The organism is Pseudomonas sp. S31, from assembly GCF_016648105.1.
Lineage (GTDB): Bacteria > Pseudomonadota > Gammaproteobacteria > Pseudomonadales > Pseudomonadaceae > Aquipseudomonas.
Genome location: NZ_JACVVE010000006.1, coordinates 81,879 through 103,798 on the forward strand (window position 1 = coordinate 81,879; position 21,920 = coordinate 103,798).

24 protein-coding genes are annotated in these 21,920 nt (G+C 64.8%); 17 read left to right on the forward strand and 7 right to left on the reverse strand.

The annotated features are described in order from the left end of the window. Nucleotides 1-31: 31 nt before the first annotated feature. The gene (locus IAE37_RS06880; protein ID WP_201171342.1) at nt 32-460 is read right to left on the reverse strand and encodes a PAS domain S-box protein; all 429 of its coding nucleotides are present in this window, start codon (nt 458-460) and stop codon (nt 32-34) included. A 104-nt stretch (nt 461-564) separates the two neighbouring features. Between IAE37_RS06880 and IAE37_RS06885 the strand changes: the two genes are divergently transcribed. Continuing rightward, entirely contained in the window at nt 565-1,020 is a 456-nt protein-coding gene (locus IAE37_RS06885) for a flavodoxin (protein ID WP_201171344.1), read from the forward strand. A 234-nt stretch (nt 1,021-1,254) separates the two neighbouring features. Next, nucleotides 1,255-2,160: an alpha/beta fold hydrolase gene (locus tag IAE37_RS06890; RefSeq protein WP_201171346.1), complete on the forward strand. Its 906-nt coding sequence runs from the start codon at nt 1,255-1,257 to the stop codon at nt 2,158-2,160. Nucleotides 2,161-2,384: 224 nt separating this feature from the next. Here the strand turns inward: IAE37_RS06890 and IAE37_RS06895 are convergent, their stop codons facing one another. Beyond that, the gene (locus tag IAE37_RS06895) at nt 2,385-3,167 is read right to left on the reverse strand and encodes an IclR family transcriptional regulator (RefSeq protein WP_201171347.1); all 783 of its coding nucleotides are present in this window, start codon (nt 3,165-3,167) and stop codon (nt 2,385-2,387) included. 121 nt (nt 3,168-3,288) lie between these two features. On the opposite strand from IAE37_RS06895, the gene hmgA reads away from it, so the two are divergent. From hmgA to maiA, 3 genes are read left to right on the forward strand one after another with little or no spacing between them, the layout of a single operon-like run. After that, nucleotides 3,289-4,584 carry a homogentisate 1,2-dioxygenase gene (hmgA, locus tag IAE37_RS06900; protein ID WP_201171348.1) on the forward strand — a complete coding sequence of 432 codons (1,296 nt, stop codon included), beginning with the start codon at nt 3,289-3,291 and terminating at the stop codon, nt 4,582-4,584. Nucleotides 4,585-4,587: 3 nt separating this feature from the next. After that, nucleotides 4,588-5,880, forward strand: coding sequence for a fumarylacetoacetase (gene fahA, locus IAE37_RS06905; RefSeq protein ID WP_201171349.1), 1,293 nt, complete (start codon nt 4,588-4,590; stop codon nt 5,878-5,880). Nucleotides 5,881-5,893: 13 nt separating this feature from the next. After that, on the forward strand, nt 5,894-6,526 hold the full coding sequence (gene maiA, locus IAE37_RS06910; protein WP_201171350.1) for a maleylacetoacetate isomerase: 633 nt from the start codon (nt 5,894-5,896) through the stop codon (nt 6,524-6,526). Here maiA and IAE37_RS06915 read toward each other — a convergent pair. Next, nucleotides 6,520-7,326: a SirB1 family protein gene (locus IAE37_RS06915; RefSeq protein ID WP_201171352.1), complete on the reverse strand. Its 807-nt coding sequence runs from the start codon at nt 7,324-7,326 to the stop codon at nt 6,520-6,522. The genes maiA and IAE37_RS06915 overlap by 7 nt on opposite strands. Before the next feature lie 124 nt (nt 7,327-7,450). On the opposite strand from IAE37_RS06915, the gene IAE37_RS06920 reads away from it, so the two are divergent. Continuing rightward, nucleotides 7,451-8,470, forward strand: coding sequence for a Glu/Leu/Phe/Val dehydrogenase family protein (locus IAE37_RS06920; RefSeq protein WP_201171354.1), 1,020 nt, complete (start codon nt 7,451-7,453; stop codon nt 8,468-8,470). A 54-nt stretch (nt 8,471-8,524) separates the two neighbouring features. Here the strand turns inward: IAE37_RS06920 and IAE37_RS06925 are convergent, their stop codons facing one another. Continuing rightward, nucleotides 8,525-8,788, reverse strand: a complete 264-nt coding sequence (locus IAE37_RS06925; protein ID WP_201171360.1) for a YebG family protein — start codon at nt 8,786-8,788, stop codon at nt 8,525-8,527. A 220-nt stretch (nt 8,789-9,008) separates the two neighbouring features. Between IAE37_RS06925 and IAE37_RS06930 the strand changes: the two genes are divergently transcribed. Further along, nucleotides 9,009-9,479, forward strand: a complete 471-nt coding sequence (locus IAE37_RS06930; RefSeq protein ID WP_201171362.1) for a phosphate-starvation-inducible protein PsiE — start codon at nt 9,009-9,011, stop codon at nt 9,477-9,479. A 2-nt stretch (nt 9,480-9,481) separates the two neighbouring features. On the opposite strand, the gene IAE37_RS06935 is transcribed toward IAE37_RS06930, so the two are convergent. Together IAE37_RS06935 and IAE37_RS06940 are read right to left on the reverse strand one after the other, a co-directional pair. Then, nucleotides 9,482-9,784, reverse strand: coding sequence for a DUF3509 domain-containing protein (locus IAE37_RS06935; RefSeq protein ID WP_201171364.1), 303 nt, complete (start codon nt 9,782-9,784; stop codon nt 9,482-9,484). 122 nt (nt 9,785-9,906) lie between these two features. After that, nucleotides 9,907-10,254: an HPF/RaiA family ribosome-associated protein gene (locus IAE37_RS06940; protein WP_201171366.1), complete on the reverse strand. Its 348-nt coding sequence runs from the start codon at nt 10,252-10,254 to the stop codon at nt 9,907-9,909. Between the two features lie 233 nt (nt 10,255-10,487). Here IAE37_RS06940 and IAE37_RS06945 point away from each other — a divergent pair, with 233 nt between their 5' ends. From IAE37_RS06945 to IAE37_RS06970, 6 genes are all read left to right on the forward strand, one after another. Then, on the forward strand, nt 10,488-10,790 hold the full coding sequence (locus IAE37_RS06945) for a DUF3649 domain-containing protein (RefSeq protein ID WP_201171368.1): 303 nt from the start codon (nt 10,488-10,490) through the stop codon (nt 10,788-10,790). Next, nucleotides 10,787-12,361 carry a PepSY-associated TM helix domain-containing protein gene (locus IAE37_RS06950; protein ID WP_201171370.1) on the forward strand — a complete coding sequence of 525 codons (1,575 nt, stop codon included), beginning with the start codon at nt 10,787-10,789 and terminating at the stop codon, nt 12,359-12,361. The genes IAE37_RS06945 and IAE37_RS06950 overlap by 4 nt, the downstream gene beginning before the upstream one ends. Further along, nucleotides 12,361-12,687: a DUF3325 domain-containing protein gene (locus IAE37_RS06955; protein ID WP_201171611.1), complete on the forward strand. Its 327-nt coding sequence runs from the start codon at nt 12,361-12,363 to the stop codon at nt 12,685-12,687. The genes IAE37_RS06950 and IAE37_RS06955 overlap by 1 nt, the downstream gene beginning before the upstream one ends. Before the next feature lie 3 nt (nt 12,688-12,690). After that, nucleotides 12,691-13,266 carry an RNA polymerase sigma factor gene (locus IAE37_RS06960; protein ID WP_201171372.1) on the forward strand — a complete coding sequence of 192 codons (576 nt, stop codon included), beginning with the start codon at nt 12,691-12,693 and terminating at the stop codon, nt 13,264-13,266. After that, a complete protein-coding gene (locus IAE37_RS06965) occupies nt 13,263-14,246 on the forward strand; it encodes a FecR family protein (RefSeq protein ID WP_201171373.1) in 984 nt (327 codons plus the stop codon). The genes IAE37_RS06960 and IAE37_RS06965 overlap by 4 nt, the downstream gene beginning before the upstream one ends. Before the next feature lie 250 nt (nt 14,247-14,496). Beyond that, nucleotides 14,497-16,887 (forward strand): TonB-dependent siderophore receptor, encoded by a 2,391-nt coding sequence (locus tag IAE37_RS06970; RefSeq protein WP_201171374.1) that lies wholly within the window; start codon nt 14,497-14,499, stop codon nt 16,885-16,887. Between the two features lie 12 nt (nt 16,888-16,899). Here IAE37_RS06970 and IAE37_RS06975 read toward each other — a convergent pair whose 3' ends face one another. Continuing rightward, nucleotides 16,900-17,775 (reverse strand): helix-turn-helix domain-containing protein, encoded by an 876-nt coding sequence (locus IAE37_RS06975; RefSeq protein WP_201171376.1) that lies wholly within the window; start codon nt 17,773-17,775, stop codon nt 16,900-16,902. A gap of 180 nt (nt 17,776-17,955) precedes the next feature. Here IAE37_RS06975 and IAE37_RS06980 point away from each other — a divergent pair, with 180 nt between their 5' ends. From IAE37_RS06980 to IAE37_RS06995, 4 genes are all read left to right on the forward strand, one after another. Further along, nucleotides 17,956-18,855 (forward strand): DMT family transporter, encoded by a 900-nt coding sequence (locus IAE37_RS06980; protein ID WP_201171378.1) that lies wholly within the window; start codon nt 17,956-17,958, stop codon nt 18,853-18,855. Nucleotides 18,856-18,945: 90 nt separating this feature from the next. Next, nucleotides 18,946-19,314 carry a GtrA family protein gene (locus IAE37_RS06985; protein WP_201171380.1) on the forward strand — a complete coding sequence of 123 codons (369 nt, stop codon included), beginning with the start codon at nt 18,946-18,948 and terminating at the stop codon, nt 19,312-19,314. A 52-nt stretch (nt 19,315-19,366) separates the two neighbouring features. Continuing rightward, complete coding sequence (locus IAE37_RS06990; RefSeq protein ID WP_201171382.1) at nt 19,367-20,902, forward strand: glucosyltransferase domain-containing protein; 1,536 nt, start codon at nt 19,367-19,369, stop codon at nt 20,900-20,902. 56 nt (nt 20,903-20,958) lie between these two features. After that, nucleotides 20,959-21,915, forward strand: a complete 957-nt coding sequence (locus tag IAE37_RS06995; RefSeq protein ID WP_201171383.1) for a glycosyltransferase family 2 protein — start codon at nt 20,959-20,961, stop codon at nt 21,913-21,915. The last annotated feature ends 5 nt before the right edge of the window (nt 21,916-21,920 follow it).

Here is a 21,920-nt window from a genome sequence, read left to right on the forward strand (position 1 = left end):
ATGGGCATTGACCGCGTTCGATGGGCTTGGTTCAGGCGCGTTCGTCGGAATGCGAAGTGGACCGCAATTCGGCCAGCGCTCGCTCGAGTTCGACCTGGCGGCTGACGTCCTTCTGGATACCGATGAAGTACGTGCGCTGCTCGCTGGCATGCCTGACCGGGGTGATCGACAGCTCGTTCCAGAAGGCGCTGCCGTCCTTGCGGTAGTTGCGCAGCACTTCGCGGCATGGCCGGCCTTCGGCCAGGGCCTTGCGAATCCGCGCGCGGCCAAGCTGGTCGCGGTCGTCGGCCTGCAGGAAGCGGCAATCCTGGTACAGGATTTCATCCCGGCTGTAGCCAGTGAGGCGCTCGAACGCGGCATTCGCGTAGATCAGGATGGTGTCGTCACCTTCCTGCTCGGCGACCACGATGCCGTCAATCGAGGCATCGACCATGGATTGCAGAAGTTGCGCGTTGATCATTCACCGGCCACTGGATAAAGAGAGGACTTTGGTAGAAGCGTTCTGTCAGCAGTGTTGGATGCTAGTATCCTACGTTTTCAGTCAGTTTCGGAATCCTCTCCCTGATGAAAGTCGTCATTATTTCCGGCTCGGTCTATGGCACCGCCGAAGAAGTCGCCCGCCATGCACAAGGCCTGCTCAAGGCCGCAGGTTTCGATGCCTGGCACGCTGCCCGGGCGACCCAGCAGGACATCGAAGGCTTCGCCCCCGAGGCGTTCCTGGCGGTGACCTCGACCACCGGCATGGGCGAACTGCCGGACAACCTCATGCCGCTGTACAGCAGCCTGCGCGACAGCCTGCCTGCGGCCTGGCGCGGCCTGCCAGGCGCGGTGATCGCCCTGGGCGACTCGAGCTATGGCGATACCTACTGCGGCGGTGGCGAGCAGATGAGTGAACTGTTCGCCGAGCTGGGGCTGCGCGAAGTCCAGCCCATGTTGCGCCTGGACGCCAGCGAGACCGTCACCCCCGAGGCCGATGCCGAGCCCTGGTTGGCCGATTTCGCCCAGGCGCTGCGCGGTTGAGCGGTCACTGACGGGGTTGGTGCACGGTTCGCCCCACCACGGGTGGCCATGGCGCTCTGACCGTTCGAGCCACTGACTCGCTCAGTCATCAAGCTGGCTGGAAACGCAAGTTTCTCCGCACCGGCTGCTGGTTAGACTCTGCCTCGACATAGTGCACAAGAAAGTGCCGAGGTGAATTGCAATGACCGCAGCCTTGCCGTATCCCGTCAACCCACTCCAACCGGGGCCACTGTGATGGCTTTGGCCGAGATCCCACTGTGCGTGTGGCGAACCCGGGGCCAGAGCTTCTCGTTCCGAGGGCAGCACATTCGCTTCTGGACGGCAGGGCAGGGCGAGCCCCTGCTTCTGCTGCACGGTTTTCCCACTGCCAGTTGGGACTGGCATTACCTGTGGGCACCACTGGCCCAGCGTTTTCGCCTGATCGCCTGCGACATGCTTGGCTTCGGCGATTCGGCCAAGCCGCTCAACCACGACTATAGCCTGATGGAGCAGGCCGACCTGCAGCAGGCCTTGCTCGGTCACCTGAACATCGAGCAACCGGTGCATCTGCTGGCCCACGACTATGGCGGTAGCGTGGCCCAGGAGTTGCTGGCCCGGCATCACGAGCAGCGTGCCGACATCGCCAGCTGCGTGTTTCTCAACAGTGGCCTGTTCCCGGAAAGCTGCCAGGTGCTGCTGGTGCAAAAACTGCTGTTGAGCCCCCTGGGCTGGCTGGTCGGGCGCTCGTTCGGGCGTGACGACCTGGTGCGCAATGTCACCCAGATCTACGGCCCGTGCACCCATCCCAGCGAAAGCGCGCTGGACGATTGCTGGAGCTTGATCACCTCGAATCGGGGCCAGCGCATCCTGCACAAGCTGGTGGGCTACCTGCCGGAGCGGCGGGTGCACCGTGAGCGCTGGGTGGGGGCGCTGCAGGGCGATGGGGTGCCGTTGCGCATGATCAACGGCGTGGTCGACCCGGTGTCGGGGGCGCGCATGGTCGAGCGCTATCGGCAACTGGTACCGGCTGCCGACACCGTACAGTTGCAGGGCATTGGCCATTACCCGCATACCGAGGCGCCGGTGCAGGTGCTGCGCCATTACCTGGCCTTTCGTGAACAGCAACTGAGCATGAGCGCGCCGTTGCTGGCCTGGTCTTGAGCAAATGTCAGGCAAAAAAAAAGGCCGCTGCAAATGCAGCGGCCAATCGAGACGTTAGATCAAGGAGCTTCAAAATCAACGTCGGTGAACCTCGCTGGCATGAAAGGCGGGGGGGAGTGCCCTTCGTGCCGGCCAGTGAGTTAAGAATAAGCGCCTGATCCCGTGGGAAAAATAGTCGCTTATGACATTCACCTTTACGTTTCGGGTAAAAGTGCCGACGCCGCTCAAGCCGTCGGCGAATAGCCCATGCGCCAGCTGGCTTCCCGCGCAGCGGCCAGCAGCCGTTGCGCCGCCGGGCCTTGCTCGTCGGCATGGAAGATCGACGTCGGCCCGACCACCGTCATCACCGCAGCGATCTCGCCCATGGCGTTGAACACGGGTGCCGACAAGGCATCGACCCCCGGCATCAACAAGCCGTGCACGTGGTGCAGGCCGCGCTCGCGGATGCCGGCCAGCAGCGCTTGGTAATGCTCCGCGCTTTGCCCTAGCGCCATCAGTTCACGGTCGCGCAGCTCCACGGTTTCGCGGGCCGGCAGGTAGCTGGCGAATACCAGCCCGGTGCTCGAACTGAGCAATGGCAGCACCGACCCGATCTGCGTCACCACCGTGACGGCGCGTACCGCTGGCTCGATGGTGACCACGGTCGCGCCCTGGTTGCCCCATACCGCCAGGAAGCAACTTTCGTTGAGGGCATCGCGCAGCTGCGACAGCGGCAGCGCGGCCACCTTCAGCACATCGATGCTGCCCAGCGCCGCCAGGCCCACGCGCAAGGCCTCGCGCCCCAGCGCATAGTGATTGGTGGCGGCGTCCTGCTCGGCGAATCCACTGGCGATCAGTGCTTGAAGGTAGCGGTGGACCTTGCTCGCCGGCATCTGCACGTGCTCGGCCAGGCGCGACAACGAGGTAGACGGGGAGAGCTCGGCAAGGGCCTTGAGGATATCCGTGCCGACTTCCGCCGAGCGGACTTTCTGCTTGCCGTTGTCGGCGGGGGAGCTGGCTTTGGCCATGGCGATGAGGGTTTCCGCAATCTTCGGGTCGCGCCTTTATAGCTTGACGTCCGGTCGCTAGCAAATTACGTTATTCGTAATTCGATTACGATAAAAATAATTGCAGCGTCCGGAGGCAGCGATGAACCGCGACACCGACCTTCAGTACCTGAGCGGCTTTGGCAACGAATTCGCCAGCGAAGCACTGCCGGGAGCGCTCCCGGTGGGTCAGAACTCCCCGCAACAGGCGCCCTATGGGTTGTATGCCGAATTGTTGTCCGGCACCGCCTTCACCATGGCACGCAGCGAGTTGCGCCGTACCTGGCTGTACCGTATCCGCCCCTCGGCGCTGCACCCGCGCTTCGAGCGCCTGACCCGCCAGCCGGTCAGTGGTCCTTTGGGGGCCGCCACGCCCAACCGCCTGCGCTGGAACCCTCAGCCGATCCCGAGCGAGGCCACCGACTTCATCGAAGGTTGGCTGCCGATGGTGGCCAACGCACCCGCCGACAAGCCGGCTGGCGTCAGCATCTACATCTACCGCGCCAATCGCTCGATGGAGCGGGTGTTCTTCGATGCCGATGGCGAGCTGCTGCTGGTGCCCGAGCAGGGGCGGCTGCGCATCGCCACCGAACTGGGCGTGCTTGAGGTGCAACCGCAGGAAATCGCGGTGATTCCGCGTGGCATGAAGTTCCGCGTCGAGCTGCCCGACGGCCAGGCCCGCGGCTACATCGCCGAAAACCATGGCGCGCCATTGCGCCTGCCCGACCTGGGCCCGATCGGCAGCAACGGCCTGGCCAACCCGCGCGATTTCCTGACCCCGGTGGCGCATTACGAAGAGGCCAGCGGGCCGGTGCAGTTGGTGCAGAAGTTTCTCGGCGAGCACTGGGGCTGCGAGCTTGCCCACTCGCCGCTGGACGTGGTGGCCTGGCATGGCAGCAACGTGCCCTACAAGTACGACCTGCGCCGTTTCAACACCCTGGGCACCGTCAGCTTCGACCACCCCGACCCTTCGATCTTCACCGTTCTGACCTCGCCGACCAGCGTGCATGGCCTGGCCAACATGGACTTCGTGATCTTCCCACCGCGCTGGATGGTGGCCGAGAACACCTTCCGTCCACCGTGGTTCCACCGCAACCTGATGAACGAATTCATGGGCCTGATCCACGGCGCCTACGATGCCAAGGCCGAAGGGTTCCTGCCTGGCGGGGCGTCGCTGCATGGCGTGATGAGCGCCCACGGCCCTGATGCCGACACCTGCCACAAGGCCATCCACGCCGAGCTGGCGCCGCACAAGATCGACGACACCATGGCCTTCATGTTCGAGACCAGCCAAGTGCTGCGCCCGAGCGGCGAGGCGCTCGCCTGCCCGCAATTGCAGGCCGACTACGATAGTTGCTGGGCCACGTTGCCGAGCACCTTCAACCCGAACCGGAGATAACCCATGAACCACACCGCCAATGCCCGCAGCTGGGTCGAGCACGCCAACGGGCACAGCGACTTCCCGCTGCAGAACCTGCCGCTGGGTATCTTCAGTCGCCCAGGGGAGGCGCCGCGTTGTGGCGTGGCCATCGGCGATGCCATCCTCGACCTCGAGGCCGTGCTTGCCGCCGGTCTGTTCGAAGGCCCGGCCAGGAGCGCCGTCGAAGCGACCCGCGGCGGCGCCCTGAATGCCTTCTTCGCGCTGGGGCGTGAGGCCCGCGTCGCCCTGCGTGAACGCCTGCAGGTGCTGCTCGGCGAGCACAGCGAGCACCAGGACGCGCTGGCCCCGGCGCTGCATCGGGCCAGCGACTGCCAGATGCACCTGCCGGCCAAGGTCGGCGACTACACCGACTTCTACGTCGGTATCCAGCACGCCACCAATGTCGGCAAGCTGTTCCGCCCCGACAACCCGCTGCTGCCCAACTACAAATACGTGCCCATCGGTTACCACGGTCGCGCCTCGACCTTGCGCCCGTCCGGCACAGACGTGCGCCGACCCAAGGGCCAGACCTTGCCCGCCGGGCACTCGGTGCCGACGTTCGGCCCCTGCGCACGCCTGGACTACGAGCTGGAGCTGGGCATCTGGATCGGCCAGGGCAACGCCATGGGCCAGGCCATCGACATCGCTGCTGCCGACCAGCACCTGGCCGGGCTGTGCCTGCTCAACGACTGGTCGGCGCGGGATATCCAGGCCTGGGAATACCAGCCGCTGGGCCCGTTCCTGTCGAAGAGCTTCATCACCACGTTGTCGCCCTGGGTGGTCACCGCCGAGGCCTTGGCACCGTTCCGTTGCGCGCAGCCGGCCCGACCGCAGGGCGACCCGCAGCCATTGGAGTACCTGCTCGATGCCAAGGACCAGGCCCAAGGCGCGTTCGATATCGAACTGGAGGTGCTGCTGCTGACCCAGCGCATGCGCGAACAGGGCTTGCCCGCCCACCGCCTGGCCCTGAGCAATACCCTGAACATGTACTGGACCGTGGCCCAACTGATCGCCCACCACAGCGTCAATGGCTGCCAGCTGCAGCCTGGCGACCTGTTCGGCTCGGGTACCCTGTCGGGCCCGGACGCCGGCTCGTATGGCAGCCTGCTGGAGGTCACCGAGGGTGGCAAGCACCCGGTGGAACTGGCCAGCGGCGAAGTGCGCAAGTTCCTCGAGGACGGCGACGAAGTCATCCTGCGCGCACGCTGCAAGCGTGACGGTGTGGCCAGCATCGGCTTCGGCGAGTGCCGTGGCACGGTGGTGGCGGCCAACTGAGGAGGGCCTGGTTATGGAGCTGTATGGCTACTACCGGTCCACCTCCTCGTACCGGGTGCGCATCGCCCTGGCGCTCAAGGGCCTGGATTATCAGGCGCTGCCGGTCAACCTGCTCAAGGGGGAACAGCGCGGTAGCGATTACCTGGCGCTCAACCCCCAGGGCAGGGTGCCCGCGCTGCGCACCGACCAGGGGGACCTGCTGCTGCAGTCGCCGGCGATCATCGAGTACCTCGAAGAGCTGCAGCCGCAGCCCGCCTTGCTGCCGGCCGACCCGGTCGGGCGGGCGCGGGCGAGGGCGGTGGCGGCGATCATCGGCTGTGATATCCACCCGCTGCACAATGTCAGTGTGCTCAACCGGCTGCGCGCGGCAGGGCAGGACGAGGCGCAGGTCAACGCCTGGATCGGCCACTGGATCGGCCAGGGGCTGGCGGCGGTGGAGCAGTTGATCGGTGACCAGGGCTTCTGTCTTGGCGCCGAGCCGGGCTTGGCCGACCTGTACCTGATACCGCAGGTATACGCGGCCGAGCGCTTCAACATCGACCTCGGCGGCTATCCAAGGATTCGCCGGGTGGTGGCGCTGGCGGCGGAGCATCCGGCGTTCATCGTGGCGCACCCGTCACGGCAGGTGGACACCCCGGTTCAGTGAATCGAGCGGTTGACCGCAGGGAGCTGGCCGATGCGGTCGGCCAGCTTCAGGCGTTGCACTGGATCGTCGGTGAGCAACAGCGCATGCTCCAGGTCGAAGCGTTCGGCTTGGGGGCATTCCAGGTGCTGGTAGAGCGAGGCGCGTGCCAGATAATCGGCCACTTGCACCGGGCCGAGTTGCATCACCCGTTCGGCATCGACCAGCGCCGCCAGGTGATTGCCCTCGCTGGTGTGCAGTTGGCGCAGGTTGCGTGACAGGCGCTGGAGCATCTGCAACGGGGTGATGGCGCGCAGGTGCTCGGCGCTCAGCGTTACTTGCGGGCCGAACTGGCGGGCGAGTAATTCGCGGCAGTCGGCGGGGTACAGGCGTCGGCCACCGCAAGGGTCGAGCAGATGATCGGCACCGGGTACGCGCAGCAGGAAGTGGCCGGGAAAACCTACGCCCTCCAACGGAATCGACAAGCGCTGAGCCAGTTCCAGAGCCAGGATGGCCAAGCTCAGGGGCTGGCCACGACGGCGTTGCAGGACTTTGTCCATCAACGCCACCTGCGGGCGCAACGGATGGTATTCGTCCTGTTGGAAGCCGTGCGCGTTCAGCTGGCGCAATAGCGGCTGGGCGAGTTCGGCCAGGGGCAGGATGGGCAGGCGGGCACTGACATCGCGTTGCAGGTCGCGAAGCGTGGCCAGGCCCGTGGCGGGCTCCACGCTACGGTCGTGCTCGACGGCGATCCACAAGGCAGCTTCCAGCAGGGCGACAGGCTCGCGCTCCAGGCAGGCCAGGCAGGCTTGACGTGGGTTCATGAATTTCTCCGCACACGTCTAGATATTTAGCCCTGGCAGCGGTATTCGTCCAGTGGTCCGCTGGCCACGTATGCTGTAGGACGATGCCTATACTGGTGAGAGCACCTCTAGGGGGAGCCCATTGATGTTCGCGCTGATGCAAAGCACCCGTACCCAGTCCCTGCACCTGTTCATCGACCCGAGCACAGGTCTGAAGGCCGTGGTGGCTATCCACAGCGAACACCTGGGGCCGGCGATGGGCGGCTGCCGCTACCTGCCTTACGCCGATGACGAAAGCGCCATGGCCGATGCCATTCGCCTGGCCCAGGGCATGAGCTTCAAGGCGGCGTTGGCTGGCTTGGCGCTGGGCGGCGGCAAGGCGGTGATCATGCGCAACCCGCATGTGGAGAACCGTGCCGCACTGTTCGAAGCCTTCGGGCGCTTCGTCGATACCCTGCAAGGCCGTTTCATCACTGCGGTCGACAGTGGCACCTCGACCCTGGACATGGACTGTATCGCCCAGTCCACGCCGCATGTCACCAGCACCACGGCCTCGGGCGACCCCTCGCCGCACGCGGCCATGGGTGTTTTCGCCGGGATTCGCGCCACGTCGATGGCGCGTCTGGGCAGCGATAACCTGGAAGGGCTGAGGGTGGCGGTGCAGGGCCTGGGCAATGTTGGCTATGCCCTCGCCGAGCAACTGCACGCGGCGGGTGCCGAGTTGTTGGTGAGCGACCTGGACCCAGGCCGTGTACGCCTGGCGGTGGAGCAGTTCGATGCGCGGCCGGTACCCAACGAAGCGTTGCTGAGCACGCCGTGCGATATCTTCGCCCCCTGTGGCGTGGGCCCGGTGCTCACCGGGCAGAGCGTGATGCAGCTACGCTGCGCGGCGGTGGCGGGAGCGGCGAACAACCAACTGACCACGTTACAGGTGGCGGACCAGCTCGAAGCCCGAGGGATTCTGTATGCGCCTGACTATGTGATCAATGCCGGTGGGTTGATCTACGTGGCGCTGCGCCACCGAGGCGAAGAGCTGGGCACCATCACCGCGCACCTGGCGCGGATTCCTTCGCGGCTGACCGAGGTGTTCGCCCATGCCCAGGCGGAGAAGCGTTCGCCGGCCCGGGTGGCGCAGATGTTGGCGGAGCGGTTGTTGTATGGGTGACCGGGAACGGTGTCGCCTGTACTGGCCTGTTCACCGGCAAATACACCGTTGGCTTTATTCCGCCGCCGCCCCATCGAGCAATTCGGCCAGCGCGTCCGGCTGGCTCTTGAACGCACGCGCAAACACATCGCGGTTCTTGGCCATGTAGATACCCGCTTCCTCGACCTGCTGCTCGGTCAGCGAAGGTACTGCCTTGTGCAGCACTTCGGCCAGGCGCTCGGCCAGTTCGAGCATCTTGTCATGACGATCTGCTTCGGCCTTATCCATGAACAAGCGCTCCGGGTCGCGGCTGCTGCGGTACACCACTTCGACGGCCATTCATCACCTCTATGCCTTTTTGCTGGTTGGTACGACAAATACTGTATGCGTATACAGTAATGGCATTTGCCACCTTTGCGCAACCACAAAAGCGTAGCCCAGCGGTGCCTTGCGGCAATCGGTCGCCTTCCAAGTCAGGGGCCTGGCCCTTTAACTGCATGGCAAAAGCGTCACAGCCGTGGCGCACACTCCTTCATGTCGTATCGGGGAATCGGACATCGTGAACATCAAATGGGCTGAAAAGCTGCGCAAGGGCCTGCATGGCTCGGCGGACTCGCTGGGCAATCTGTGCGTGGAGGCGTTCCACTACCTGGCATTGTTCGGCATCGGCGCGATCACCGCCTACGCGGCGGTGGAGACCTTCCTGGACATGCTGGGCAAGGGTGGGATCAGTGTCGATGACATCCTGCTGCTGTTCATCTACCTGGAGCTGGGTGCGATGGTGGGCATCTACTTCAAGACCAACCACATGCCGATCCGCTTCCTGCTGTATGTGGCGATCACCGCGCTGACGCGCCTGCTGATCGGCGACGTATCGCACCACAAGGCGCCGGACGAAGGCCTGCTCTATCTGTGCGGGGGTATCCTGCTGCTGGCGTTCTCGATCCTGGTGGTGCGCTATGCCTCGTACCGCTACCCCTCGACCAAGGTGCTGGACGCCAACGGCAAGGAAATCGACGAAGGCAAGTGACCTCAGTTGGCCATGCCCAGCGCCGAGAACGGCTGCGCTTCCTGGCGGCTGTCGCGGGTCAGGGCGGCCAGTACCTGCAAGGGGTTCTGGCCAAGCTCGATGGCCAGGCCCAGGCGGATGCTGTCGATCACCCGTTGCAGGCGCACCGGGTCGTTGCGCTGGGCCTGGCTGATCAGGCGCTTGGCAACCACGCCAGCGTCGTCGGAGAGGGTCAGCATGATGCTCCCGTCCAGGCGTTCGATGCTCAGGTTCACACGGTATTCCGGGGCGAAGGCGTCGCTGATCTGGTCGAATGGATTGTGCATGGTCGAAATCTGCAAATGAATGACTGCAGGAATTGACTGGGCAATCGACAGGTTGGTTCAGCCCCGTTGATCGCTGCAAACGAAAACGCCCGGCACAAGGCCGGGCGTCGTGGGGCTGGCGGTCAGGCCTCCGGGTCGCTGATCTCCAGGGCGCCGCGCTTGCTGCGCAGCTTGCCGTAGAAGTGTTCCAGGGCGTTGTTCAGCTTGCTGGCGGCGCCGTCGACGGCCTGGTCCAGCGAGCCTGCGGTATGGGTGACGGAAATCGGCTGGTGGCCTTTGGGGCGAGCTTCGATCTGGCAGCGTTTGTCATGCGGGCCGGGCTTGGCGCCGTTCTCGTCGCGCAAATGCACCTCAAGGCGGGTGAGGCTGTCGTCATAGCGCTCGAGTGTGCTTTCCAGCGTTGCGCGGACCCACTCGTTGAGCCGGATGTTGCCTTCGATATGGTTGCTGCTGTTGACCTGGATTTGCATGATTCAATCCTTATTCAGCTTGCTCGCATGGAGGCGCGCCTAGGCCCTTGAAGGCCCTGATGTTTCTGCGCCTCTTGACTCTAAGGTCAGGCAACGGCGAAGCGAATTCAAGCCCCTTGTGAAAATAAATTTCCTGTTGCAAATAGGCCATTGCAGACCTTTGATGCCTATGGGCTTTGCTTGTGAGAATTCAAATCATTATTATTAGGGCCCGATTTTTCGCGAACCCCGCCATGAAAAGCAAAGCCGGCCCTTCACTGAGCTACCGCCTGGGCGTCACCTCACGCAGCCTGGCCGCTTTGCTCGGCGGCTACCTGCTGGCGTCCATGGCCAGTATCGCCATCACGTTGCTGGCACCGATGACCCGGGTGGACGCGACCATGACCGGCATGATGCTGTCGTTCGTGTTCTACCTGCTAGCCTTCATCTGGTGCTTCGCCTGCCGCAGTGCCTGGCGCGCCTGGCTTGGCGTGCTGCTGCCGAGCCTGCTGCTGGCGTTGGTCAACGGGTTCGCCTACTGGATGAAGACACCATGAAGGAAGGCTTCCGTCAGGCCATGGCCTGGTTGCATACCTGGACCGGCTTGATCTTCGGCTGGCTGTTGTTCGCCATCTTCCTGACCGGCACGCTGTCGTATTTCAAGGATGAGGTGAATCACTGGACCCACCCGGAAATCCGCCGCCATGCGCTCGACCCGCAGGCCAGCCTGGGCCTGGCCCAAGGCTACCTCGAACGCAACGCGGGGCACTCCGAGAGCTGGATGATCCAGTTGCCCAACGAGCGTGAAGCCGCGATCAGCGTGGGCTGGCGCGACCCCAACGGTGGCCGCCGTGGGTTCGTCCAGAAGTCGCTCGACGCTGCCACCGGCGAGCCCGTCGAGGCGCGCGAAAGCCGTGGCGGCGAATTCTTCTACCGCTTCCATTTCCAGCTGGAGATGCCGCACCCGTGGGGCCGCTGGCTGTCGACCTTCTGCGCCTTCATCATGCTGCTCGGCCTGGTCACCGGCATCATCACCCACAAGAAGATCTTCAAGGAGTTCTTCACCTTCCGCCCAGGCAAGGGCCAGCGTTCCTGGCTGGATGGCCACAATGCCATCGGCGTGCTGGTGCTGCCGTTCCACCTGATGATCAGCTACAGCAGCCTGGTGCTGTTCATGTACATGGTCATGCCGGCCAGCATCATGGCCAGCTACGACGGCAACCCCAACGGTTACTTCGCCGAGTTGTTCGGCCGCGACGAAGCGCCCAAGCTGGCCAACGTCGCCACGCCGCTGGTCCCGCTGGGCGGTCTGTATGCCCAGGTCCAGGCGCAGGCGCCAGGGGCGCGCATGGGTTACATCCAGGTGCAGAACCCGGGGGATCGCAATGCCCGGGTCACTTTCACCCAGTCCGCCGCCGACCACGTGCCCTATCGGCGCAGCGCCAACTGGACGTTCGACGGCGCCAGCGGTTCGATGCTCGGCCAGGGCGTGCCGGAAAGCGCGACGATGCTCACCGGCTTCAGCTTCGCTGGCCTGCACATGGGCAGCTACGCGGGGCCTTGGTTGCGCTGGCTGTACTTTGCCTTCGGCCTGGCCGGCACTGCGGTGATCGGCACCGGCCTGGTGATGTGGCTGGGCAAGCGCCAGCTCAAGCATGCCAAGAGCGAGCGCCTGCCGGGCGAGCTGCGCCTGGTCGAGGTGCTCAACATCGCGAGCATGAGCGGGCTGCTGCTGGGCGTCGCCGCGTTCTTCTGGGCCAACCGGCTGCTGCCGAGCGGGTTGGCGGGGCGTGCCGACTGGGAGGTCAACCTGTTCTTCCTGGCCTGGGCGTTGTCGTTGCTGCATGCCGCCCTGCGCCCGGGCCGCCGCGCCTGGGGCGAGCAACTGGCGCTCGGGGCGCTGGCCTTTGCCGCGCTGCCCGTGCTCAACGGGCTGGTCACCGGGCAGGGTCTGAACCACTCGCTGCCGGCAGGCGACTGGGCCATGGCCGGTTTCGACCTGACCGCATTGGCTGCCGGGGCGTTCCTCGCCTGGGCCGCCAGCAAGATGCTGCGCGCGCCCACGGTGTCTGCCAAACGCCCGCCGCGCGCAGCCCGTGTGGCCGCTGAAACGGTCGAGGTGAAATGATGCTGAGCGTCGCCTTGATCGGCTATGCGGGTTTCGCTGCCCTGTGCCTGGCCATGGAAAAACACGCCGCCGAACTGCTCGGGCGCAAGCCGGGTCATGCCGTTCTGCGCGGGTTGCGCATTGGAGGCTGGGTGTTGTTGGTGCTGGCGCTGGTACTGTCGGTGCAGGTGCGTGGCTGGGCCCACGGCCTGGTGGAGTGGATCGCGGTGTTGATGGCCGGCGTCGCCCTCTGGGTGTTCGGCCTGCCGTATCAGCCTCGGTTACTGCTGGGCCTGGCCGCTGCCAGCCTGGTGCTGGGGCCGGTGCTGGCGGTAGTGGGCGTATAGCGAGTGAGCGAGCCGGGCCACATCGCCGAGCCTGACGCCGACAACGCCAGCGGGCGCGCACGTTTTCTCCAGGTATTCCTGGCCCAGCGAGCGCGCATGGAGGCTCTGGTCAGCCGCCGGGTCGGTTGCCGGGCCACCGCCTCGGACTTGGTCCAGGAGTTGTTCCTGCGCTTCTGGCGGCGCCCCGAGGTCAAGGTCGAGGCGCTGGAGACCTACTTGTTGCGCTGTGCGGGCAACCTGGCCATCGACCACCTGCGCAGCGAAGGCAGCCGCGAGCGCCTGGCCGAAGCGAGCTTGAGCATGGCGGATGGCGAAGCGCCCGGGGCGCCGGAGCACGCCCTGGAGGTCGACCATGACCTGCAATGCATCGAGGCGGCGCTGCTTGCCCTGCCTGAACGCACCCGGCAGATCTTTCTGCTCAACCGCGTGCATGGCTGCAAGTATGGTGAGATCGCCAAGGCCATGCAGCTGTCCCAGAGCGCGGTAGAAAAGCATATGATGCGCGCCCTCGAAGCGTGCAAGGCGAGTGTCGCCGAGCCCGCCATGCCAGTACGCGGGCCAGGGAGCGCCAGACGATGAACCGCCAGCATGCCACTCACACCGACCCGTCCCAGGCAGCCCTGCACTGGCTGAGCCGGATCAACGAGCAGCCCGAGCAGGTGCACAGTGCGGCGTTCAAGCGCTGGTTGCTGGCCGACCCGGCGCACCGGCAGGCCTATGCCGAGGCCCAGGCACTGTGGCAGCGCAGCGCCGCGCCAGCGGCGCGCCTGGCCGAGCAGGAGCACGACAGCCTGCGCCCGTACCTCGAGGCCATGGCCCGGGCGCCGGCCAGGCGCACCTGGCGCCGGCACGCCGGGGCGCTGGCGGCCGCTGCCTGCCTGGTGCTGGCCGTGGGCACAGGTGCGGGTTGGCACCCGGGGTTCTGGTGGCAAGACCTGCAAGCCGACTACAGCAGCAGCGATGCTCCGCGCCAACTCACCCTGGCCGATGCCTCGCAGGTGACCCTGGATGCCGGCAGCGCCATCGCCGTCGACTTCGAGCATGGCCAGCGCCGAGTGCGCTTGCTGCGCGGTGCCGCCTTCTTCCAGGTGACCCATACCGGCGCGCCGTTCGTGGTGGCGGCGGGCGAGGGCGAGGTGCGGGTGCTCGGTACCCAGTTCGAAGTGCGCGAGCAGGGCGCAGGCACCCAGGTCACGGTCCGCAGCGGACGGGTAGGGGTGACGCCAGCCAAGGGGCAGGTCATGCGTGAGCTCGTGGCGGATCAGCAGGTGGCTTACACACAGGGCTCGGCGGGAGACATCCAGCCCGTCGACAGCGCCAGCCGACTGGCCTGGCGCCAGGGCTGGCTCAATTACTATCAAGTGCCCCTGGCCCAGGTGATCGAGGACCTGCAGCGCTACTACCCTGGGCGGATCATGCTGCTCGACGGCGAATTGGGGCAGCGCAGGGTCAGTGGCAGCTTCCCGACTGCCGAGCCGCTGCAGGCGCTCGATTCATTGGGCCAGGTGTTGGGGTTCTCGCGGCATACGGTGCTGGGGCGCTTCACCGTTGTGCGGTAGGGGGTGGGATTTGGATTGGGGGCATCGGGTGTTCGCCGGTGATGATGGGGCGCCGATGAGATCGCGCGGGCGGCGCTCGATATTCGCACCGCCGCAAATCCCGTGGCACACGCCCCGTCAAACCAAACCCAAATAACCCTGAACATCCAACTTTTTTCCATAACCCGGTGAGGTAACCGCACGCGGCATCCGTGTAGTAGGTGAAAGTGCGATTCATTCGCAGCTATAACCCTCTCACAGGTCAGCGTCCATGAAGTTCACCCCGCGTTGCGTCCCCCTCTGGCTCGGTCTTTCCGCGTTTCCGGCGTTGCTCGCCGCCCCTCTGGCCAGTGCCTCCGAACAGCTGGCGCTGTATGCCTTCGCTCAGCCAAGCCAGCCCCTGGCCCAGGCCCTCAACGCCTTCAGCCAGGCCAGCGGGCAGAGCGTGGTCTACACCCTGGAGCTACCGGCCGTACAAGCCCCTGCCCTGAACGGCAACTTCAGCGCCGAGCAAGCGTTGCAGCAACTGTTGGGCACCTCTGGCCTGACCTGGCGCCGCGTCGACGCCCGCACCCTGACTCTGGAGCCGCTGGACACCTCCGGCGCGCTCACCCTGCAGGCCACCACCGTCACCTCGCAGTTGGACAGCTACAGCTACCAGCCCCCGGCGACGGCCTCGATCATGCGTGGTCAGGCGCGCAGCCAGGAAGTGCCGCAAGCGATCAACGTGGTCCCGGCCCAGGTCATCCGCGACCAGGCCCCGCGCAACCTCGACGATGCCCTGGCCAACGTCAGCGGCATCACCCAGGGCAACAACTTCGGCGGTACCTCCGACACGGTCATGAAGCGCGGCTTCGGCGACAACCGCGACGGTTCGATCATGCGCGACGGCATGCCCCTGGTTCAGGGCCGCAGCTTCAACGCCAGTACCGAGCGGGTCGAAGTGCTCAAAGGCCCGGCCTCGCTGCTGTATGGCATCCAGGACCCGGGCGGGGTGATCAACGTGGTCAGCAAGCGCCCGCAACTGCAGCAGTACAACGCCTTGACCGTACGCGGTTCCACCTATGGCAGTGGCAAGAATGGCAGCGGTGGAGGTTTCGACAGCACGGGCGCGCTGGGTGACAGCCCTTTCGCCTACCGCCTGATCGTCGATCACGAGGATGAAGATTACTGGCGCAACTACGGCGTGCACCGCGAATCGCTGGTGGCGCCGTCACTGGCTTGGCTGGGCGAAGATACTCAAGTGGTATTGGCCTACGAGCACCGCGAATTCCTCTATCCGTTCGACCGCGGTACGGCGTTCGGCAGCAACGGCCACCCTCTGGACATTCCGGCGACCCGGCGCCTGGACGAACCGTTCAACGACATGGAAGGGCGCTCCGACCTGTACCGTCTCGAAGTCGACCATCAACTGGCCGACGACTGGAAGCTGCACTTCGGCTACAGCTTCAACCGCGAGACCTACGATGCCAGCCAGGTGCGCGTCACCGGCGTGAACGAGGCCAACGGCACGTTGACCCGCAGCATCGACGGCACGCACAACGCCATGAGCCGCGACCAGTTCGCGACCCTGAGCCTCAACGGCAGTGTCGAGCTGGGTGGCCTGCAGAATGACCTGCTGTTCGGCATCGACCATGAAGACCGCAAGATCTTTCGCGGTGACCTGATCCGCCAGACGGCACAATCGACCTTCAGCTACCTGAACCCGGTCTACGGCCAGGAGGTGGAGGGCAGCACGGTGCGGGCCAGCGACAGCGACCAGACTGACAAGCTGCGCACCGATGCAGTGTTCGTCCAGGACGCGCTGCACCTGGATGACCACTGGATCCTGGTGGCCGGTGCGCGCTTCCAGCAATACGACCAGTACGCCGGCCGTGGCCGCCCGTTCAAGGCCAACACCGACACCAGTGGCCAGGCCTGGGTGCCGCATGCCGGGATCGTCTACCAGGTCGATGATCAGCTGTCGTTCTATGGCAGCTACAGCGAGTCGTTCAAGCCCAACTCCAGCATCGCCCCGCTGACCGGCGGCGTGGTGCTGGACTCGTCGGTGGCGCCGGAGGAGGGCAAGTCGTGGGAGTTGGGTGCCAAGCTCGACATGCCAGGCAGCCTCTCCGGCACCCTGGCGCTGTTCGATATCACCAAGCGCAACGTGCTGGTCGCCAACTTTGACAGTGGTACTGGCGAGACGGTCTACAGCAATGCGGGAGAAGTCAGCTCGCGGGGTGTCGAACTCGACCTGACCGGCCAGCTGACCGACCGCTGGAGCCTGATCGGCAGCTATGCCTTCACCGATGCCAAGGTCACCAAGGACCCGGACCTCAAGGGCAACCGCCTGCAGAACGTGGCCCGCCACAGTGGTTCGCTGTCGGCGGTGTACGACTTCGGCAGCCTGTTCGGCGGCGACCGCCTGCGCGTAGGCGCCGGGGCGCGCTACGTCGGCGAGCGGGCGGGCAACTCGACCAACACCTTCGACCTGCCCAGCTACACCGTGGCCGATGCCTTCGCCAGCTACGAGACCAAGCTCGACGAGCACAATGTGCGCTTGCAGCTGAACGTGAAGAACCTGTTCGACAAGGTGTACTACAGCTCGGCGGTGAACCAGTATTTCGTGGCCATCGGTGATGCGCGGCAGGTGAGCCTGTCGAGTACGTTCGAGTTCTGAAGAGGCCCCGAGCTACCCCGCAAACGCCAGCCGATACGCCCCAGGCGAAGCCCCCAGCGCCTGCCGGAAGCGGTTGCTGAAATGACTGGCACTGGCAAACCCGCACGCCAGTGCCACCTGCCCCAGCGGCAGGTCGCCCAGGCGCAGCAACTGGCAAGCCCGATGCAGCCGCCGCGCCAGCAGGTACTGGTGCGGCGGCAGGCCGAAGCTTGTGCGGAACATCCGGGCGAAGTGGTACTCCGACAGGTTGCCGCGCAGCGCCAGTTCGCCAAGGGTGATCGGTTGGTCCAGGTGCGCCTCGATGTGGTCCACCAGTTGCCGGCGCAGGTTTGGCGCCAGTCCGCCTTTCAGGCGCAGGCCGTGGCGCAGGCCGACCTGGCTCAGCACGGCATGGTCGACGATTTCGTGGGCCAGGCTACTGGCCAGCAGGCGCTCGGCGGGTTCGTCCCAGGCCATCGCCACCAGTTGCCGAAAGCGCACGGACTGCCTTGGGTCGTCGAGGAAGGTCGCTTCGCGCAATTGCAACTCCCGCGGCTCGCGGTCGAGCAAGCGTACGCAGCCCAGGCCGAACTGCGCCTCGCTGATGTACAGGTGAGCCAGGCGGATCGGGCCGTTGACCACCCAGTTCGACTCGTGGCCCGCCGGCATGATGCACAGTTTGTCTGGCGCCCCCTTGTCGGCCGGGCGCTGGCGGCGGAAGGTGCCGGTGCCGTCGGCGATGTAGCACGACAGCGTGTGGTGGCTCGGCGCCTGGTAGTCGCGGGCATCGTCGCGGTTGCTCCACAAGGCCGCGGCCAGGCCATCGCCCAGGTGCGCGCTCAGCTCCAGCCGGGCGTTGGGCGAGGCATGCATGGCGTTGAACACTTGCAGCTGGGTCAATGGGGTCATGGTGAGTCCTCTGGGGTTCATCGTACTGCGCCGCAATGCCGGTGGCATCAGCCTGGGCAGGAAAAGCGCAAGTTTGTGCAAGCAGGGAATCGCCAATCGGCAGAACACTGTTGATCCCTGTGTGGGCTTGACCCGCCAAGCGCCGGGCACCGTTCTCGAAAGGCCCAAGGAAACGCCGCCATGAACCTCTCTTTGTACCTGCTCACCGTTATGATCTGGGGCACCACCTGGATCGCCCTGAAACTGCAACTGGGGGTGGTCGCCATCCCGGTGTCGATCGCCTATCGTTTCGCCTTGGCCGGCCTGGTGCTGTTCGCCATTCTCCTGCTGACCCGCCGCCTGCAACCGATGGACCGGCGCGGTCACCTGATCTGCCTGGCCCAGGGCCTGTGCCTGTTCTGCGTCAACTTCATGTGCTTTCTCACTGCCAGCCAATGGATCGCCAGCGGCTTGATCGCGGTGGTGTTCTCCACGGCGACGCTGTGGAATGCGCTCAATGCCCGGGTGTTCTTCGGCCAGAAGATCGCCAGCAATGTGCTCGGCGGCGGTGCAATGGGCCTGCTCGGGCTCGGCCTGCTGTTCTGGCCGGAGTTGTCGCACCACGCCGCCAGCCGCGAGACCCTGTACGGCCTGGCCTTGGCGCTGTTCGGCACGCTGTGCTTCTCGGCTGGCAACCTGTTGTCGAGCCTGCAGCAGAAGGCCGGGCTCAAGCCCATGACCACCAATGCCTGGGGCATGCTCTATGGCGCTGGCATGCTGGTGCTGTACTGCCTGTTCAGTGGCATCCCGTTCACCATGGACTGGAGCGCCCGCTACCTGGGGTCGCTGGCGTACCTGGTGATCCCCGGCTCGGTGATCGGCTTCACTGCCTACCTGACCCTGGTCGGGCGCATGGGGCCTGAGCGCGCGGCCTACTGCACGGTGCTGTTCCCGCTGGTGGCGTTGAACGTGTCGGCCTACGCCGAGGGCTACCAGTGGACGCCACCGGCGCTGCTGGGGCTGTTGGCGGTGATGGCCGGTAACGTGCTGGTGTTTCGCAAGCCAAAGCCGCCAGCGACGGTGCTCGGCACGCAGAGATGAGCCGCGTGCGCAACTGGTAGAACTGCCAGGTGCGCGCTAGAGCGGGGCGGGGGAAACTGGCCAGCATTCACGCTGCTTGGAACTGAACGGATGCAAAGCCGACAACTGTGCAGCTATGCCCTGGTCGGCGTGCTCAATACCGCTAGCCACTGGCTGGTGTTCCTGCTGCTGCACCTTGGGGCTGGTACCAGCCAGGCGTTCAGCAACCTCGCCGGATTCCTGGTGGCGGCGAGCTTGTCTTATTTCAGCAATGCCGCGTTCACCTTCGCGGTACCGCCATCGGGTGCCCGTTACCTGTTGTTCCTGATGGGCATGGGCAACCTCAGCTTGCTGTCGGGAGCCTTGGCCGACAGGCTCCAACTGAGGCCGGGGCTGACCCTGGTGGGCTTCTCCGGGGTCAGCCTGGTTGTCGGTTACTGGTATTCGCGTGCGGTGGTGTTCAGGCGAACGAAGCCATGAGCCGGTCATCACGAGGAGCATTTTATTCGGGCAAGCGTTGGAATTCGCGATCATGGAAGTGAGAGTGCCCTGGCTGGAGCGATGGAACAGAACATTATCCGCGCGCGAGGTATGGCAGCTGTGCCTGCTGGCCTTGGGATTGCACGTGTTGCCGCTGATCCTGGCCGACTACCCGTATCTTGATGACGTCTGGCGCTCCCAACTGTCAGGTATCTGGCAGGATCCGAACGACTCCTGGGCTGGCCAAGGGCGGGTGCTGATCGAGTGGTTCTATGCCGTAATCGGCTTCAGCGCGGGGGCGCTCAACCTGTTCCCCTGGCCTGTGCTGGTGGCCGCCGTCATGACCGCAGGGGCAATGGCAGGCTTGGTGCGACACTACTTCGACGCCCCACGGGTCACGTGCTTGTTCGTGGTGTGGCCACTTTGGTTCAACCCGTTCTTTTTGCAGAACCTGTCCTACCAATACGATGCACCGGTGATGGCGCTGGCGCTGGCGGCGTGCATGGCGGCCATCACCCTGCGGGGCGGACGTCGTTATACCTTCGTCGGCAGCAGTGTCTTGGTGGCGATTGCAATTGGCCTATACCAGGTGAGCATCAATGTCTTTGCCGGGCTGTGTTGTATCGAGATCGTCCGCCTGGTGCTTGCCCAGGAGCGGCTGGCAGTGGTCTGCCGGGAGGTGTCGATCCGGCTTGGGCAAGTGCTGTGCGGCTGCTTGCTGTATGTCTTGACGGCTTATCAACTGATGACCGTAGCCCGCGATACGCTGCTGCCCATTGACGCCCAGTGGCCGGGAGAAATGGTTCGGCGAGGAAAAGCGGTCGTGGAGCATGTCGGGTTGTTGATCACGCCAGAAACCTGCTGGTTTTTCCTTGGCCTGATCGTCCTCGCACTGCTGGCGCTGGTCGCTGCCAGCAAGCAGGTTCTGTGCTGCCGCGACAGGCCTGGGGCCGAACGCTTGGCACTGGTGGTGCTACTGCTGTTGTCAGTTGGCGCGGTCTTGTTGCTGATTCCCGGCATGACGCTGCTGTTTCTCACGTACAACGACGGGGCCAGGTTGCTGCTCGGTGCGGGGCCTGCGTGGGTACTGCTGGCATTGCTGGCGCGGCATTGGCTGGTCGACAAGCAGCCCATTCTGGCTTGGCTGCTGGCGATACCCGTGTTGTTCATGCTGACGTTTTCGTTTGCCTATGGTCGGGTGCTGGTGGCGAAGAAGGAGTTCGAGCAACTGATCACTTTTTCCATCGCCCAGGCGATCAGCTCGACACCGACCTTGTACGAGGCTCGCCGATTCCACATCGTGCCCAGTTCATCGAGTGCCCACTGGCTGCCCGCCGCTGAGGGCGCGTTCCGTTCCATGCCGGCCCTGGACTATGTATTGAACAACCATGCTCTGGTGCTTGCCGAGATGATGCCTCGGGTCGGCATGCCCGCCTTCGGTGGGCGCTCGCCCATGGAACGCCGGGAAATCCTGGCGCGCAGCCCGACGCCGATCCTCGATAACAAATTCTTCGCCATCCATCGGTGTGGCGACATTGCCTATGTGCTCATGAAGCAGCCCTTCGAAGACCCGAGGTTCATCAAGTGAGCTCGGCTATTGGCGACCTGGATTCGCGTGCGGTGGGCGTTGAAAAGGAGGGAACCATGAGACTGACCCTGATCGTGCCGGTGTTCAACGAGGAGGAAGCGATAGAACGATTCTACCGTGCCGTTCGGGCCGAGCCGTCGCTGCAGGAAATGACCGTGGAGATCCTGTTCATCAACGACGGCAGCGTGGATGCCACCGAAGCGCTGTGTGCCGACCTCGCACGTGCTGATGAATGGGTGTCGGTGGTCAACTTTTCGCGCAACTTTGGCAAGGAGTCGGCGCTGTTCGCTGGGCTGGAATATGCCGATGGTGATGTGGTGGTGCCGATGGATGTTGACTTGCAGGACCCCATCGAGCTGGTTGCGACGTTGATCGAGCGCTGGCGCAGCGGCGCCGAGGTGGTCCTGGCCAAGCGCCGCAGTCGAGAATCGGACAGCTCGTTGAAGCGTTGGACCGCCCGGCTGTACTACCGCCTGCACAACTGGATCGCCTCGACCTCGATCGAGGAAAACGTCGGCGACTTTCGCCTGCTCGACCGCAAGGTGGTGGTGGCGATCCGGCAACTGCCAGAGCAGCAGTTGTTCATGAAGGGGGTGTTGTCCTGGGTCGGTTTCCGTACCGAGATCGTCGAGTACGACCGGCCGCGTCGCGTGGCCGGTTGCAGCAAGTTCGGCTTCTGGCGCCTGTGGAACCTGGCGCTGGATGGCATCACCTCATTCAGCACTCTGCCGCTGCGGTTGTGGAGCTATGTCGGCGCGGTGGTGTCGCTGTGTGCCCTGGTGGCTGCGGTATATCGGATCGTCGACCAACTCTTGCATGGCAGCGATGCACCGGGCTACCCATCGTTGATCGTCACCATGCTGTTCCTGGGGGGGATCCAGTTGATCGGCATCGGCATCCTTGGCGAGTACATCGGGCGCATCTACCAGGAAACCAAGCACCGGCCACGCTACGTGGTACGTGAGGTGCTCGGCCGCAGGGCCGCGCGGCGGCGGCCCTCGGCGGGGCAGTGAAGGGT